We start from the raw sequence: 13516 nt of genomic DNA, 5'->3' as shown, positions 1-13516 counted from the left end.
CCGCCGGCAGACCTTACATAGTCACATTAAAAAATCGTGCCAAGAATCCAGGTTCTTGCATATCTTGATTCGTTCCGGTGCCAGAGTATTGAATTCGCGCATTAGAAATACGGGTAGAAGCGATGGTATTGTCAAAAGTGATGTCGTCAGGGCGAATGGTGCCGCTTAAACGAATGTATTCATCGCCAGTATTAAGCGTTAGCCACTTCTCACCACGAATAATCAGGTTGCCATTGGCCAGCACTTCAATTACCTCGACGGTAATTGAACCAGAGAGGCTATTGCTTTGATTTGCCGCTGCACTTCCACTGAAGTTGTTGTCATTACTCATCTCATAAGAGAAGTTGTAGTTGCCCACATTCAACTCTTGTCCACCAACGACTAACGGGTCCATTGAAGCGTCATTATTTTTAGAAAGATCAGCATCTGCACTTTTTGCCGCTTTCGTGCTCTCATCGAGCATAACCGTAATAATGTCACCTAAACCTCGTGGCTTAGTATCATCATATAAACTGTTTAAGCTATTGGTATTGAACAACGAGCCTGTTTCTGCCGCATAGTGGTCAGGCTTGTGTTTTGGATGGATTGGTGCCCAAGCTGGGTCGCCTTGTACAGGATCAGTGCGGCGGCGCAGAGCATCAACAAGACCACCACTTTGATCTTGGCTACCTTCAACCGCATCCACATCAGTCACACCCGAAATATCTTCCGGCGTTTCTGGCGGCTGCATTCCCACACAGCCCGTCATAAGTACAGCAAACACACATGGCAGTAATCGCTTCATCATCTTAATGACCTACTTATAGCTGCTGGTTAACAAAGCTCATCATCTTGTCGACTGATGAGATAACTTTTGAGTTCATTTCGTACACTCGTTGCGCTTCGATCATGTTTACGAGCTCTTCAGTCACATTTACGTTTGAAGTCTCAAGCATCGATTGACGCACGCTACCAAACCCATCCAAACCCGGAACGCCTTCTTGCGGATCACCGCTTGCTCCAGTTGGTAAGTAAAGGTTTTGACCAACGGGCTCAAGACCGCCTGGGTTAATAAAGTCGACCGTAGTAATCTGACCTAATACCTGATTATCTTGCTGACCTCGAACGCGCACCGAAACTTCACCATCATTGCCAACAGTAATGCTAATTGCGTCGTCAGGAATCGCAATTTCTGGCTCAAGCGTATAGCCAGCACCAGAGGTCACAATTTGCCCTTCACCATTCACAGTAAATTGACCGTTGCGTGTATAACCAATGTTGCCGTCTGGCATCAATACTTGGAAAAAGCCATCACCTTCGATCATCAAATCCAGCGCGTTGGAGGTCGTCTGTGTATTACCCTGCGTATGCACTTTTTGAGTAGCCACCACTTTTGAACCTGCACCTAGCATTAAGCCACTCGGCAGTTCAGTGTTCTGTGAAGACTGGCCGCCCGGCTGGTTAATATTTTGATAGAACAAGTCTTCAAAAACGGCACGGCTCTTTTTGTAACCAACGGTTGACGCGTTGGCCAAGTTATTAGAAATGGTCGAGATGTTGGTTTGTTGAGCATCTAAACCTGTTTTACTAACCCATAATGCTGGATGCATGTTGTACTCCTAACTTCCTATTAGCTGCTGCGAAGTAGAGAGTCGGACGCCTTGTCCATCTCTTCTGCGGTGCTCATCATCTTGACTTGCATTTCGAACTGGCGTTGCAAATCGATCAGACTGGTCATTTCGCCTACTGCGTTAACGTTACTGCCTTCAATAGCGCCTTTAAGTAACGTCACGTTCACATCAGCTTGATAAACTTGATTGGGATCTTTGGCTCTAAACAAGCCATTGGTATCTTTAAATAGGGTTTGATTGTTGGTGTTAGTGAGCTTAATGCGATCGACAATTTCAAGTGCGTCCGCAGGCGCGCCTTGAGGTACAACCGAAACCGTACCATCAGTACCAATCTCCACTTTACTAATCGGAACAGGCAATGTGATTGGTGCGTCATTCTCACCAAGGATCAGTTGACCAGCACTGTTCATCAACAGACCTGTATCACTCACGTTCAGGTTACCGTTACGAGTAAGGCCCTCTTGTCCGGTTTTGTCGAGCACTGAAATCCAGCCGTCACCTTGAACAGTGACATCAAGATCACGACCTGTAGTAATCACACTGCCTTGATTAAAGCTATGTCCTGGACGCTCTGTCATGCTAAACACGCGTGTAGGTAAACCTTCGCCATACGCCTGCATTGAACGAGCCTGTGCGAGATCAGCACGGAAGCCAGTTGTGCTGACGTTTGCCAAGTTATTCGCTCTAAGCTGCATAGCTTGCATGTTTTGCTTTGCACCACTCATGGCGAGAAACAGTGAACGATCCATAGTACAGTCCTAACAATCAAAGATATCGTTAGATTTGCAAATGGCGTGCCAAAAAATAATCAGCTATAAATCAGTGACTTGACTAAATAGAAAGGGGAAGTTGAAAGAACCACTCTGCCAGGGAGGCAAAGCGGCAACCGGATCAAACAGGCATTGCCGCCTGTTTGATCCTTCAGATCATCGCACGATTCAGGTAAAAATCTTACCTTAATCCAAAGAGACGATTAGCGGATTTGTAGGATGTTCTGCTGTAGCTGATTGTGCACTTCAAGTGAACGTGAGTTCGCTTGGAAGTTGCGCTGTGCAGAAATCAAATCCACCAGCTCTTGCGTCATGTCGATGTTAGACTGCTCAAGCGTACCGTTGCTGATACTACCAAATGAACCTTTGTTAGATTCACCCCAAATCTTGTCACCAGAGAACTGAGTTGAATCCCATTGAGTACCACCCTTCTTATCAAGACCTTGCTCATTCGGTACTCGCACCATCGCCACGCGGCCAAGAGTGACGTTCTCACCATTAGAGTAAGTCGCAAGAACACTGCCGTATTCGTCAAAGTCAATCTTAGTCAGGAAGCCTGTTGTCGCACCATCGTCCGTCATCTTAGTGATTTCAAAAGGCGCGGCAAACTGAGTCGACTCTTCTAAGTTGAAGTTCAACGTTTGTGCCGGATCAGCACCATTCAAATCAACCCCAGCCGCACCCAGTGTTTCTGTAATGACTGGATTGCCACCATTGATGGAATTGAGAGTACCATCATTGTTGAAGGTCATGGTGTGACCAACATGACCACCTGGCGTAGCAGCATTACCATTTTGAATGTCTACTGGCTTTTCACCAGCAGAATCCGTCACGGTATAGTACTTCTGCCAAGTATTCGGCGCATTTTGGTCTTTAAGGTAATACGTGGTCATTTTGTATGCTTGGCCCATCGAGTCGTAAATCGTCGATGAGGTCGCACGGTTGTACGTATCAGGATCGGTGTGATCAAACATCAATGGGTTCTTCGTCTCTGCGTTCGCAGGAAGGTTAACACCCACTTCAAGGTTTGAACTCATCTTCGGTTTGCCAAACTCTGGCGGAATATTCAGCGGACCTGGCTCATAAGATAAAACTTCACCCGTATCGCGATTCACTTCATAACCCAAAAGGAACTCATCGTTTGAACTGACAATGTAGTTGTCTTTGTTGATATGAAAAGCACCGTTACGTGTCAGCTCATTCTGTTGAGGAATAAACTTCTCTTTGGCAACTGCGAAGAAACCCGTACCTTGGATACGAAGATCCAGCGGGTTATTGGTATAGATACTTGAGCCCTCGTGGAACTGCTGTGCCACTTTTTGAGCCTGAGCACCTTGGCCCGGGGTTGTTTTCGCATTAGTAAACAACGATGTTGAATACACATCGCCAAACTCCGCACGAGACTCTTTAAAGCCAAATGTGTTGGCGTTCGCAATGTTGTTACTGGTTGTGTTTAGATCTAACTGAGCAGCCGATAAACCGCTCAAAGCTACGTATGACATTCCAAAAATTCTCCTATCTAGCTAGCGCAATTACGCATTGCCAACTTCAAGTACTTCAGCTAGTCGAACTGGCGACTCAAAGCCAGCCAGATTGAGCAGTACGTTTCCATCACCCTTACCAAGAAGTACGCTATTGACGTTTGCATAAGTTGAAACTTCAAATTCGCGGTTCTCACCATCGACCAAACCAGTAGCTCTCACTCTGTATTTGCCGCCAGGCAATGGGTTACCGTTATCATCATTGCCGTCCCATTCAACGCGGCTATCACCGGCAGGTTGTGCCCCCACTTCAAACGTACTAACAAGTTGGCCCATTTCGTTTTCAATACGAACGAACAACCCATCCATTGCTTGAGGAAGCTTCACCATGGCCGCCATACCCGCATCTTCTTGTTTCACCCCGGCTGCGCCAGGCACAAGAACGTCACGACCTACAAGCGTTGAGGCTTGCAGTGCTTGGTTTGAGGTCATTGAAGTGTTCAGTGTTTCAAACTGAGTGTTCATTTGACCAATACCGTCAACCGTCGCAAATGATGCCATCTGTGCGATCATCTGGTCGTTGCTGACCGGCTTAAAAGGATCCTGCTGTGCCAGCTGTTTAGTAAGCAGGGACAAGAAATCTTCTTGCTTTAAGTCCTGTTTACCTGTGGTTTCATCTGGCTTTTTGTCCTCTTGCAGGGCTTTTAGCTGGTCAACATAGGACAAGCCACTTTGACCACCAAGATTATTGATTCCGGCCATACGCTATCTCCTATTATTGACCCATCTGCAGCGTTCGCAGCAGCATTTGTTTACTGGCATCAGCGACTTGAACGTTCGTTTGATATGAACGTGACGCTGAAATCATATTCGCCATCTCTTCCATGACATTAACGTTCGGCTTATAGATATAACCCTCTTCGTTTGCTAATGGATGATCAGGGTTGTACTCCGCATTCAACGGCTTATCACTCTCCACAATACCCAACACCTTAACAGGGACGTTGTGATCGCGGTTGTAACGCGCCTTGTTCAATTCTGCACCGAAGACAGCATGACGAGCCTTATAGGTCTCTTTTGCTGAACTGCTGATGCTGTCTGCATTTGCCAAGTTACTTGAGGTCGTGTTTAGACGAACAGACTCAGCACTCATTGCGGAACCTGTCACATTGAATACATTGAATAAACTCATCTAATTACTCCCCTTTAATTGCCTTGGTTAAATTTTTGAACTTGCTACCCAAAAAATCGAGTGAGGCTTGATGACGCAGTTGGTTTTGCATAAACAAGTTACGCTCCAAATCAACATCTACCGTATTGCCGTCACCTGTATCCGGTTGGGTCGGAGTGCGGTACTTCATTTCCCCTGTCACACGAGTAGAGGCAGAGATATGCCGACCATCAGTACGGTTAAGCCCAAAGCTTGCCCCTGATGTTGCCGCCTTCAACGCTCGGTCAAAGTCCATTCCTCTCGACTTAAAGCCGGGTGTGTTTGATTGCGCAATATTGGTAGAGATCACCTCTGCATTGCGCTCACGTACACCCACCGTGTGTTGGTGGATACCCAGAGCATTGTTGAAAGAAATAGCCATGTCGTCCCCGTATTCGTAATAAATGACCGCCAGTACCGATAATAAAGCAATATCCATACCAAAATAGAATAGGTGCTTTATTATCCCTCGTAGTTACAGCAATTTCCGTTCCAACAATCGTTAACGCTGGAATGTCAGTAACGACATTAACGTTCGTTGGAACAAGACTGCTCCTTCAAGTATATAAGCAGTCGGCGTAAAGTGGCAGTTTTCAAAAGGAGTGTATCGTGCGCACACAAAAAAGGCCGAGTAACAACTCGACCTTTGCAAAAAAGCGTTTCCTTTTTAAGGTAAGACTTTAGGTTATTTCAGCTTGTAGATGATACCTGGATTGCATCGTACCATTTCAAAGCGGTCCGTCAGCCCAGTCAGTGACTCAGATGCTCCAAGCAACAAATAGCCACCTGGGTTCAAACTGTTTGCCATTTGGTTCAGTACTTTGGATTTCATCTCTGGAGAGAAGTAAATCAGAACGTTACGGCAGAAGATAATGTCAAACTTACCCAATAGTGCGTAGCTTTCCGTTAAGTTCTGTGGGCGGAAAGACACCAGTCGCTTAACGTTATCATTGATTTTCATCTTACCGTCTCCCGCATCTTGGAAGAAGGTACGACGACGCTCTGGTGATAGACCACGACCAAGAGCCAGGTTGTCGTATACCCCAGACTTACAGATATCCAACATACTGCTTGAGATATCGGTTGCCGTGATTGATACACTCGGCAACAAGCCCGGCTTACGCTGCTGAGTTTCCAAAATCGTCATTGCCATCGAATAAGGCTCTTGACCTGACGAACTCGCCGATGACCAAATTTTAATTGGTCGTTTATTGGCAGCCAACTCAGGGAGCAGCTTTTCACCTAGCACGGTATAGGGGTAACTATCTCTAAACCACAAGGTTTCATTGGTTGTCATTGCGTCAACGGCTGCTAAACGAAGTTCACGATTTCGACCGCTAATAACGTCACGCAACAGATCGGACAATGAATTGAGCTTGAACTTTGCCACTAGGGGGCTCAAGCGACTTCTTACTAGATACTGCTTACTGTCACCAAGGACAATGCCGCACTGCGCCTCTAAAAAGCGGCAGAACTCTTTATATTCCTGCTCGCCAATGGTAATTGTTGTCATTATTAGCTCTTAAACTGTCAGTGCTGATTTCACTGCATTTCCTAGCTCATCAGGGTTAAACTTCGCAATGAAAGAGTTTGCTCCCACTCGCTCAACCATAGCTTGGTTAAATACCCCACTCAACGATGAGTGAAGGATTACATAGAGATCTTTTAAGTCTGCATTTCGGCGAATTTCTGCCGTGAGTGTGTAACCATCCATCTCTGGCATCTCAATATCTGAAATGACAAGAGAGATCTGGTCACTGATTTTGCCTTTCTCTGCCATTTCAAGCAGCATGCGGTAGGCTTCTTTACCGTCTTTCGCTGCCACAACCTCAAAACCAATCGACTCAATAGCACGTTGAACCTGCTTACGCGCTACGGTTGAGTCATCGGCAATAAGAATACGGCGAACAATCTCTTTTTCTGTTTCAGCTTGGGCAATCTCTTCACCGATTGACGAGTCCATTGACTCATCGATTGGTGCGATCTCGGCAAGAATCTTCTCAACATCAAGAATTTCAACCAGTTCATTATCGATATTGGTCACTGCCGTGAGATAGTTTCCTTTACCTGCGCCATCTGGCGGCGGCAAAATCGCCTCCCAGTGCATGTTGATAATGCGCTCAACTGACGAGACAAGGAAACCTTGAATCGTACGGTTAAACTCAGAAATAACAATAAAGCATTTATCAATATCTGTTGTTGGGCGACCACCAATAGCGAGGCTAAGGTCGATCACCGAAATTGTTTGTCCACGAATATGTGCAATTCCCTTAACCAAAGGATTAAGGTTGGGCATAGACGTCAGTTTCGGACACTGAAGAACTTCTTTTACCTTAAATACGTTAATGCCGTAGCGCTGGCGCCCCATTAATCGGAACGTTAAAAGTTCTAGGCGGTTCTGCCCAACAAGTTGCGTGCGCTGGTTAACCGTATCCAAAACGCCGGTCATAAGCTCTTCTCCATCTCAAAATCACACGAAATATGGTTTTATACTGCAAGCTAGGATCGAACCTTATGAAGCAGAATGGTATATTCTATTCATATCGACGTGCCAGTACCATATTTATGTGTAGAAAATCAGTTAATAGTATTTACATTTTTATCGGTCTTTTTGTTTCTTTCTTTAGCTTTTTTTCTCAAGCGGCGACACCGGAGCAAATTGACGCAATCAAAGCGACCGCGGAAGAGTTTGTTTTGGACCGAGTAATCCCACCTGAGGCTGGCGATATAGAGGCGCGTGCCGGCAATATTGACTCAAGAGTCTTTGCTACCGATTGTTATACCGGTTTGGTCGCTTCATCGTCGAATACCCGCTCAACCAGTAACATGACGGTTCTCGTAGAGTGTCCTGAAGACGCATGGCGCATCTACGTTCCAGTCAGAATCATCACGACGGGCCCACAAGTCACCGCCCTCACCTCGCTTGCTCGAGGTCACTTGATAACCGCAGCAGATGTGACCGTATCTTACATCGATGTGAATCGGTCGCGCCGTCAAGGTTTTACTGATATCGACCAAGTTGTAGGCTCAAAGGTTAAACGCTCAATTCGTGCCGGAAGCACAATAGAACGTGGCGATGTCTGTGTGGTTTGTCGCAATGAAGAGGTCATGATCAAAGCGGAGCGCAACGGTATGACAATCTCTACTAAGGGTACTGCGCTATCAGATGGCTCGATAGGAGAGCAAATCAGGGTGAAAAATAACAAATCCAATCGTATAATTGATGCGAGTGTATCGGGTATTGGTGAAGTTTCAGTACAGTTTTAATCGTTGCTGACGATATAGAGTTGCTGACATGAGGCAGAGAGTGTCGCACACCTTGATCAGAAAAAGCTGAAAAAAACACTAAAGTTTCGTGGCTTAACGTCGATATCAAGGGTACACAGGTTTCCATCTAAGATAAGGCTTTGATATGGCAGGTATCGATAATATTCGTACGGGTCAGACTATGACGACCACAACGCGTGGCGCACAACGTTCTGATTCGTCTTCACAATCAACAGAGAGCACTGGCACTAGCCAGACTGCACAAGACTCTGTGTCTCTCAGTCAGCAAAGTAAGGACATTGGTGCGATGCACTCAAACATGGCGCAATCACCAAGCTTTGATAGTGCAAAAGTTGCTGCTATTAAAGAAGCGATCGCTAACGGCTCATACTCGGTCGATGCTGAGAAGTTAGCTGACAATATGATGAAATTTGAGCAGGAGCTAGGCGGTTTCTAAGCGACTCTGTTGCTTTAAACCGTTTACGATAATCTATGGCTGCTTTGCTTAGTCTGGTTGAATTTCAACTAAAAAACGCTCAAGACCTGAACGCTCTCCTCATCGAAGAGAGAGCGGCGATTGCATCGCGTTCGACCATTGACATAGAAAAACTAGCAAAAGACAAATTAACACTCATTGAGCAAATTCAAACGACTGATCAGCGCATTGGGCAGCACCCCAATGTCGACGAGCTTAAACAAGATGGAAACCTTACAAGCTTAGTCGAGCAGATCAATCACACTATTGAAGTATGCCAGAAAGAGAACACCCTTAATGGCGAGGCGCTTGATAGAGCGCAATTGAGCTATAACCGTTTGAATAACTTGATGCAGCAGAGCCAGGGTAAAATCGGCATGACTTATAATGCCGATGGCCATACCCACACCCTATCTACCCTTGGCACAAGCTTGAAAGCATAACGCTAGCTCACTGATACAAGAAACGGCACGTGAAGTGCCGTTTTTGTATCAAGATAAGAGAGAATTAGAGTTTAGAAGAGGGTTTGTCGTCTTCGTTCTGGTACTTGTTGCACTTCACCATAATCACGTAAGCGTTCCATTTTATCGACATCAAGACGCAGCTCAGTGACATAGCTATCACCCACTTTATAACTGCGTACCACTTCCGCACCACGAATTACACCATCAACCGCTCCAGAGGTGGTTTCTGTACCTAGCCTTTGGTCCGTTAGATCAGCTCGCCCACTAACTCGCATACCGTAGACCTGCTCTGCAAGTTCGCGATAAGCATCAATTTTTGAGGCGCGCATCGCACGCACTTGCTTCTCTTCAAGGTTTTTGCCCGTTTGCTCACTGATACTTGCGTACCCTACCGCCGTTAAAAAGCGATCGTCATACATTGGTGTCAGCGGCTGACAGCCAACCATCATAAAGCTCATTACCCCTAAAAGGGCCATCAAGACAATATTACGCATGCTTCCCCCTATGGTCTCAACGTCACAGTATAAGGCTGTGTCATGGTTGGATCAGAACGAATTAACACACCGTCTTGGGTACGAATAGAATTTAGAGTATCAAGATCACGACCTATGCGATCGGCAGGCAAAAAGCCCTGAGCCGTTGCCACAACAACACGCGATTGCATTCCCACAACACGCGCGTTAATGATCACACCACCTTCTTGACGAAGCATGGTACCTGTCAATACGTACTGCACCTCTTGCTCGTGTGTTAGGTCCTTCCAATCGCGGCTAAAAGCAAAATCGCCTTCTTGCGTGACTTGAATATTACCTGTGGTTTTGTAATCCACGACCTTAAACCCACGGCGCTGAAACTGATGGATAAATCCTTCTGAAACAGAATTACCTAACCAGTTGGTAGTGTCCATGTTTTGTAGATCTACAAAGGAGGTCACAGCAACTGGCGTGCGAGCCGTCACACTGGTGTTTGAAATCATCAAGTCTTCGGTCATGCTATCAATAAAATAATCAAGCGTATGACGTGGACTGTCCATCAACATAAACTGAGAACCACTGTAGGGTTCTTTGCCATTATAAATCGGCGCATAAGCACACGCTGTTAAAAAAACAACGGGAACTAGCGTCAACCACTTTTTCATCTCTCTCATCTCCTGTTCTTTTCTGAGCGAAAAGCTGGAACACTCTTTGCTTTACTAACGCTGATTCGATACGTTAATGCCGCTGCTCAGGAACTCTGATAAGCAAAAGCAATTTACATACCAATATAAGACATGGTCATGAAAAAGATTTTTAAACAAGTAATATCAACCCTTTGCATATTTGCTTGTACTTTACCCGCCTCTGCTGCGTGGTATGAAGTCACAGGCACGGCAACGGTTGTCTCTTCTGAAGAGGTGGCAAGGATCCATGCACTCGAAGATGCGATCTATCGTGCTGTTGGGTTTGCAGGGGCGGACATTGGTAGTATCAGCAACATTACGCCCTTCCTAGAAAGCGCCCGTAAAGAGTACCAGTTCACCGGACATGAAATCAGAACCATCCTGATCGATACTCAAAAGGTCAGAGGTGGCGTCATGCAAGTAAAGGCAAAAATCGATATCTACCCATCGGCAAGTACTTGCCGTACAGACCAATACAAAAAGACGTTCTTAGTCGGCAACTTTGATATCGCAAGCCCCCAGCAAGCCGTCATGGGGCAAGTGTATAACTTAGGCCGAGATTACTCTGAAGTAGTCAGCCGCCAATTAGAGCAAGAGTCTCTGAGCTTTGTATCACTCGGCACAACTAACTATGAAATAGGTCGTGTTTATCCACAGCGCACGAAAATGATCGCCCAAGACACCGGAGCACATTACATTATTGCGGGCGCAATTACCGACCTCACCGCCACTATCGATGAAAAAGTGTTTAAAGATGACATTATCAATCGCCAGTTTGCCCTAGAAATCCAAGTCTACGACGGCAAGACAGGCCATGAGATTTATCAACAAAACTATCGTGAGGTTGCCAAGTGGCCCTTCTCTCGAACCAGTCAGGTTGATACTCGTAGCGCACGATTTTGGGCTTCAACCTACGGCGACATGATGCTGAGATTAAGTCGCAATATTATGCTTGATTTGGAATCTGAGCTCTCATGCAAGATGACATTGCCGCAAGTCATTAGCAAATCTGGCAATAATCTCACTATTGACCTAGGGCGGATTCACGGCGTCGAGAAAGGCGACAAATTGAATGTATGGCATACCAGCTCATTCATTGACCAACACGGCCTGCCACGTAATCAGGTCTCGCAAAGTGGAATTACGGTAACGGTCAGCCGCGTCTATGAACAAGAAGCCGAGGTGAGTATTGATCAACCTGATCTTGCTGGAGCCATTCAGATCGGTGACGTAATGCATAAAGATCTGTAGCAATAGAGTTCAACGTAATTTAATTAATGCCTCAAGGACTGGTTTAGACATAGACCAGTCCTTTGTTATCTTTAGACCCTTCACTACTGATTTCCACACCTATCAACCAACCATAATTGTCATATTTCCATATGGAATCGGCGATATTCCCAATTTACATTCAACAATATGTAACCTGCGCGACACTTAAAGCTAAATTACAGATTAACCAATAAAAACAGCTATTAAGTCACTGTATATTTTCGGGTAAATGGAAACCACCTGCTAACTCCAACCAGTAAGCAACGTTACAATGGAACTATGTGTTGCACAGAGATACCACTTTGTTCAAGTACCTTTTATGCACTAGTGCACTTCTTCTATTCAGCGCTCAGTCAGTTCAGGCGACAAATACCACGCCATCTCACTACGACGACAACCATCTCACACTCATTCAAGAGTTTCTTGAACAAGACGAGCGATGGTTTGAAATCAAAGATCAAATTCGACGCGAGAACATTCGCGCTGTTGCAATTTACAACGAAACCTATTTACCTGATGGCCATGGCGAAAACATCGAGAGCCAAGTTCAGGCAATGATCTACCGTATGTTGCACCAACATGATATTGCCGTACGTGAGTGTATCGAATGCAATAAAACTCACGTCAATATGACGGATGACGGCATTCGCATCAAGCGAGGTGTTGAAAGCAATGAGATGCTGCGCGATGTCGCTAATGACATCAGTGCCGATGCGTTTTTATTCTGGGATGTTCGTCCGCATCTCGATTCTTACGATATCTCACTGCGCTTGGTCAAAACACTGAATAACCAAGTGGTTTGGTCTGACAGCTATGTCTATGCCAAAGCCGAAGAGATGAGTCGTAAAGGTCGTTGGGGTATGGCGGTAAGCTACCTTGGCTTTGAGAGCGATGTATATCCTTCGATCTCCGGGCAGCATGAAAACTTTTCTAACGTCACTGATTTCAGCCTGCGCTATCACTCTTACCGCGATAGTCAAAAACGTATCAGTTATGGCTTTGTTGGCCACTACTTTAAGAGCTTAGACAGCCGATACTATACCGTTGATGGATGGGGTGTAGAGGGGCGTGTTTACTATGGATTAACACAGTCTCCAACTTGGTTAGATGTACATGCCTACGTGGGTGTAGGACAAACCTTCATTGATGACAGCCACGATATCTCCTTCCGAGCAGGTTTTGAGCTCGAATACGCAGAGTATGGGTATTTCGATCTCGGCATCGTCCACTTTGCTGAACAATCTCGTTCAGGAATAAATTACTACTACAGTGAGCGAGCACTTGGTGATATTGCGATCGATTTTACGCTTGGTTTCCGATTTTAAGGGTTTGATATGAAGTTATTGATGACATTTATGCTGTTGATGAGCTGCTCTATTGTGTGGGCTCAATCAAATGACAACGCAAATAACATAGTGGTTATCTCTCACAAGACCGCAGGGTATGAAAGCTCACTAAACCTAGATATCAATGATCCAAACGTCATTTTACACATTGATACTAGCGAACATAACGGTGATCAAGATGACGAAGATACCTCATCTATCACTGGAGACATCAACAAAGCGGTAGAACTATCAAACTCTGCACAGTCTCTCGCGGAGGGTGAGAACTTCACTCAAGCACTGGAAGCACTAGAAAGTGCACTTGAGCACGCTCCAAACATGGCAGAAACACATGCCCTAAAGGGAAGCGTGCTATTTAAGTTAGGCGATTCAGCGGGCGCAAGACAAGCGTGGAAACGCTCTCTAGAACTCAATCCGAACCAACCTGATGTTAAAGACATTCTTGCTTGGGTAGGTGAATAA

The 13516-nt window shown here is 45.6% G+C and carries 17 protein-coding genes; 6 read left to right on the top strand and 11 right to left on the bottom strand.

The genetic code is table 11. The features are described 5' to 3' along the window. Positions 1–13 precede the first annotated feature (13 nt). From flgH to QWZ05_RS16805, 9 genes are all read right to left on the bottom strand, one after another. Positions 14–784: a flagellar basal body L-ring protein FlgH gene (flgH, locus tag QWZ05_RS16845; protein ID WP_264878228.1), complete on the bottom strand. Its 771-nt coding sequence runs from the start codon at positions 782–784 to the stop codon at positions 14–16. A gap of 16 nt (positions 785–800) precedes the next feature. Then, positions 801–1589 (bottom strand): flagellar basal-body rod protein FlgG, encoded by a 789-nt coding sequence (gene flgG / locus QWZ05_RS16840; protein WP_264878184.1) that lies wholly within the window; start codon positions 1587–1589, stop codon positions 801–803. 20 nt (positions 1590–1609) lie between these two features. Beyond that, the gene (locus QWZ05_RS16835; protein WP_290299588.1) at positions 1610–2359 is read right to left on the bottom strand and encodes a flagellar basal body rod protein FlgF; all 750 of its coding nucleotides are present in this window, start codon (positions 2357–2359) and stop codon (positions 1610–1612) included. A gap of 224 nt (positions 2360–2583) precedes the next feature. After that, positions 2584–3882, bottom strand: a complete 1299-nt coding sequence (gene flgE / locus QWZ05_RS16830) for a flagellar hook protein FlgE (RefSeq protein WP_264878182.1) — start codon at positions 3880–3882, stop codon at positions 2584–2586. 30 nt (positions 3883–3912) lie between these two features. Continuing rightward, positions 3913–4623 carry a flagellar hook assembly protein FlgD gene (locus QWZ05_RS16825; protein WP_264878181.1) on the bottom strand — a complete coding sequence of 237 codons (711 nt, stop codon included), beginning with the start codon at positions 4621–4623 and terminating at the stop codon, positions 3913–3915. A 13-nt stretch (positions 4624–4636) separates the two neighbouring features. Further along, complete coding sequence (flgC, locus tag QWZ05_RS16820) at positions 4637–5053, bottom strand: flagellar basal body rod protein FlgC (protein WP_264878180.1); 417 nt, start codon at positions 5051–5053, stop codon at positions 4637–4639. Positions 5054–5057: 4 nt separating this feature from the next. After that, complete coding sequence (gene flgB, locus QWZ05_RS16815) at positions 5058–5453, bottom strand: flagellar basal body rod protein FlgB (RefSeq protein WP_164648825.1); 396 nt, start codon at positions 5451–5453, stop codon at positions 5058–5060. 303 nt (positions 5454–5756) lie between these two features. Then, positions 5757–6584, bottom strand: coding sequence for a protein-glutamate O-methyltransferase (locus QWZ05_RS16810; protein WP_264878179.1), 828 nt, complete (start codon positions 6582–6584; stop codon positions 5757–5759). A 9-nt stretch (positions 6585–6593) separates the two neighbouring features. Further along, positions 6594–7520: a chemotaxis protein CheV gene (locus tag QWZ05_RS16805; protein ID WP_264878178.1), complete on the bottom strand. Its 927-nt coding sequence runs from the start codon at positions 7518–7520 to the stop codon at positions 6594–6596. A gap of 65 nt (positions 7521–7585) precedes the next feature. On the opposite strand from QWZ05_RS16805, the gene flgA reads away from it, so the two are divergent. From flgA to QWZ05_RS16790, 3 genes are all read left to right on the top strand, one after another. Then, on the top strand, positions 7586–8338 hold the full coding sequence (gene flgA, locus QWZ05_RS16800) for a flagellar basal body P-ring formation chaperone FlgA (RefSeq protein ID WP_264878177.1): 753 nt from the start codon (positions 7586–7588) through the stop codon (positions 8336–8338). A 145-nt stretch (positions 8339–8483) separates the two neighbouring features. Beyond that, the gene (gene flgM / locus QWZ05_RS16795) at positions 8484–8795 is read left to right on the top strand and encodes a flagellar biosynthesis anti-sigma factor FlgM (protein ID WP_264878176.1); all 312 of its coding nucleotides are present in this window, start codon (positions 8484–8486) and stop codon (positions 8793–8795) included. A gap of 35 nt (positions 8796–8830) precedes the next feature. Next, positions 8831–9256 (top strand): flagella synthesis protein FlgN, encoded by a 426-nt coding sequence (locus QWZ05_RS16790; RefSeq protein ID WP_264878175.1) that lies wholly within the window; start codon positions 8831–8833, stop codon positions 9254–9256. 71 nt (positions 9257–9327) lie between these two features. Here the strand turns inward: QWZ05_RS16790 and flgP are convergent, their stop codons facing one another. Beyond that, on the bottom strand, positions 9328–9753 hold the full coding sequence (gene flgP / locus QWZ05_RS16785; RefSeq protein ID WP_373875587.1) for a flagellar assembly lipoprotein FlgP: 426 nt from the start codon (positions 9751–9753) through the stop codon (positions 9328–9330). 26 nt (positions 9754–9779) lie between these two features. After that, positions 9780–10415 carry a FlgO family outer membrane protein gene (locus tag QWZ05_RS16780; RefSeq protein ID WP_264878173.1) on the bottom strand — a complete coding sequence of 212 codons (636 nt, stop codon included), beginning with the start codon at positions 10413–10415 and terminating at the stop codon, positions 9780–9782. A 138-nt stretch (positions 10416–10553) separates the two neighbouring features. Here QWZ05_RS16780 and QWZ05_RS16775 point away from each other — a divergent pair, with 138 nt between their 5' ends. From QWZ05_RS16775 to QWZ05_RS16765, 3 genes are all read left to right on the top strand, one after another. Further along, positions 10554–11687, top strand: a complete 1134-nt coding sequence (locus tag QWZ05_RS16775; RefSeq protein WP_290299582.1) for a flagellar assembly protein FlgT — start codon at positions 10554–10556, stop codon at positions 11685–11687. 323 nt (positions 11688–12010) lie between these two features. Next, positions 12011–13033 (top strand): hypothetical protein, encoded by a 1023-nt coding sequence (locus tag QWZ05_RS16770; RefSeq protein ID WP_290299579.1) that lies wholly within the window; start codon positions 12011–12013, stop codon positions 13031–13033. 9 nt (positions 13034–13042) lie between these two features. Further along, positions 13043–13516 carry a tetratricopeptide repeat protein gene (locus QWZ05_RS16765; protein ID WP_290299578.1) on the top strand — a complete coding sequence of 158 codons (474 nt, stop codon included), beginning with the start codon at positions 13043–13045 and terminating at the stop codon, positions 13514–13516.

This window comes from Vibrio agarivorans, assembly GCF_030409635.1.
Classification (GTDB): domain Bacteria; phylum Pseudomonadota; class Gammaproteobacteria; order Enterobacterales; family Vibrionaceae; genus Vibrio; species Vibrio agarivorans.
This window is presented reverse-complemented; position numbering and strand designations above follow the sequence as displayed.

Excerpts from the sequence above, each read along its gene's own strand:
- flgH (WP_264878228.1), bottom strand. The coding sequence starts at position 784 with ATGAAGCGATTACTGCCATGTGTGTTTGCTGTACTTATGACGGGCTGT.
- flgG (WP_264878184.1), bottom strand. The coding sequence starts at position 1,589 with ATGCATCCAGCATTATGGGTTAGTAAAACAGGTTTAGATGCTCAACAA.
- QWZ05_RS16835 (WP_290299588.1), bottom strand. The coding sequence starts at position 2,359 with ATGGATCGTTCACTGTTTCTCGCCATGAGTGGTGCAAAGCAAAACATG.
- flgE (WP_264878182.1), bottom strand. The coding sequence starts at position 3,882 with ATGTCATACGTAGCTTTGAGCGGTTTATCGGCTGCTCAGTTAGATCTA.
- QWZ05_RS16825 (WP_264878181.1), bottom strand. The coding sequence starts at position 4,623 with ATGGCCGGAATCAATAATCTTGGTGGTCAAAGTGGCTTGTCCTATGTT.
- flgC (WP_264878180.1), bottom strand. The coding sequence starts at position 5,053 with ATGAGTTTATTCAATGTATTCAATGTGACAGGTTCCGCAATGAGTGCT.
- flgB (WP_164648825.1), bottom strand. The coding sequence starts at position 5,453 with ATGGCTATTTCTTTCAACAATGCTCTGGGTATCCACCAACACACGGTG.
- QWZ05_RS16810 (WP_264878179.1), bottom strand. The coding sequence starts at position 6,584 with ATGACAACAATTACCATTGGCGAGCAGGAATATAAAGAGTTCTGCCGC.
- QWZ05_RS16805 (WP_264878178.1), bottom strand. The coding sequence starts at position 7,520 with ATGACCGGCGTTTTGGATACGGTTAACCAGCGCACGCAACTTGTTGGG.
- flgA (WP_264878177.1), top strand. The coding sequence starts at position 7,586 with ATGAAGCAGAATGGTATATTCTATTCATATCGACGTGCCAGTACCATA.
- flgM (WP_264878176.1), top strand. The coding sequence starts at position 8,484 with ATGGCAGGTATCGATAATATTCGTACGGGTCAGACTATGACGACCACA.
- QWZ05_RS16790 (WP_264878175.1), top strand. The coding sequence starts at position 8,831 with ATGGCTGCTTTGCTTAGTCTGGTTGAATTTCAACTAAAAAACGCTCAA.
- flgP (WP_373875587.1), bottom strand. The coding sequence starts at position 9,753 with ATGGCCCTTTTAGGGGTAATGAGCTTTATGATGGTTGGCTGTCAGCCG.
- QWZ05_RS16780 (WP_264878173.1), bottom strand. The coding sequence starts at position 10,415 with ATGAAAAAGTGGTTGACGCTAGTTCCCGTTGTTTTTTTAACAGCGTGT.
- QWZ05_RS16775 (WP_290299582.1), top strand. The coding sequence starts at position 10,554 with ATGAAAAAGATTTTTAAACAAGTAATATCAACCCTTTGCATATTTGCT.
- QWZ05_RS16765 (WP_290299578.1), top strand. The coding sequence starts at position 13,043 with ATGAAGTTATTGATGACATTTATGCTGTTGATGAGCTGCTCTATTGTG.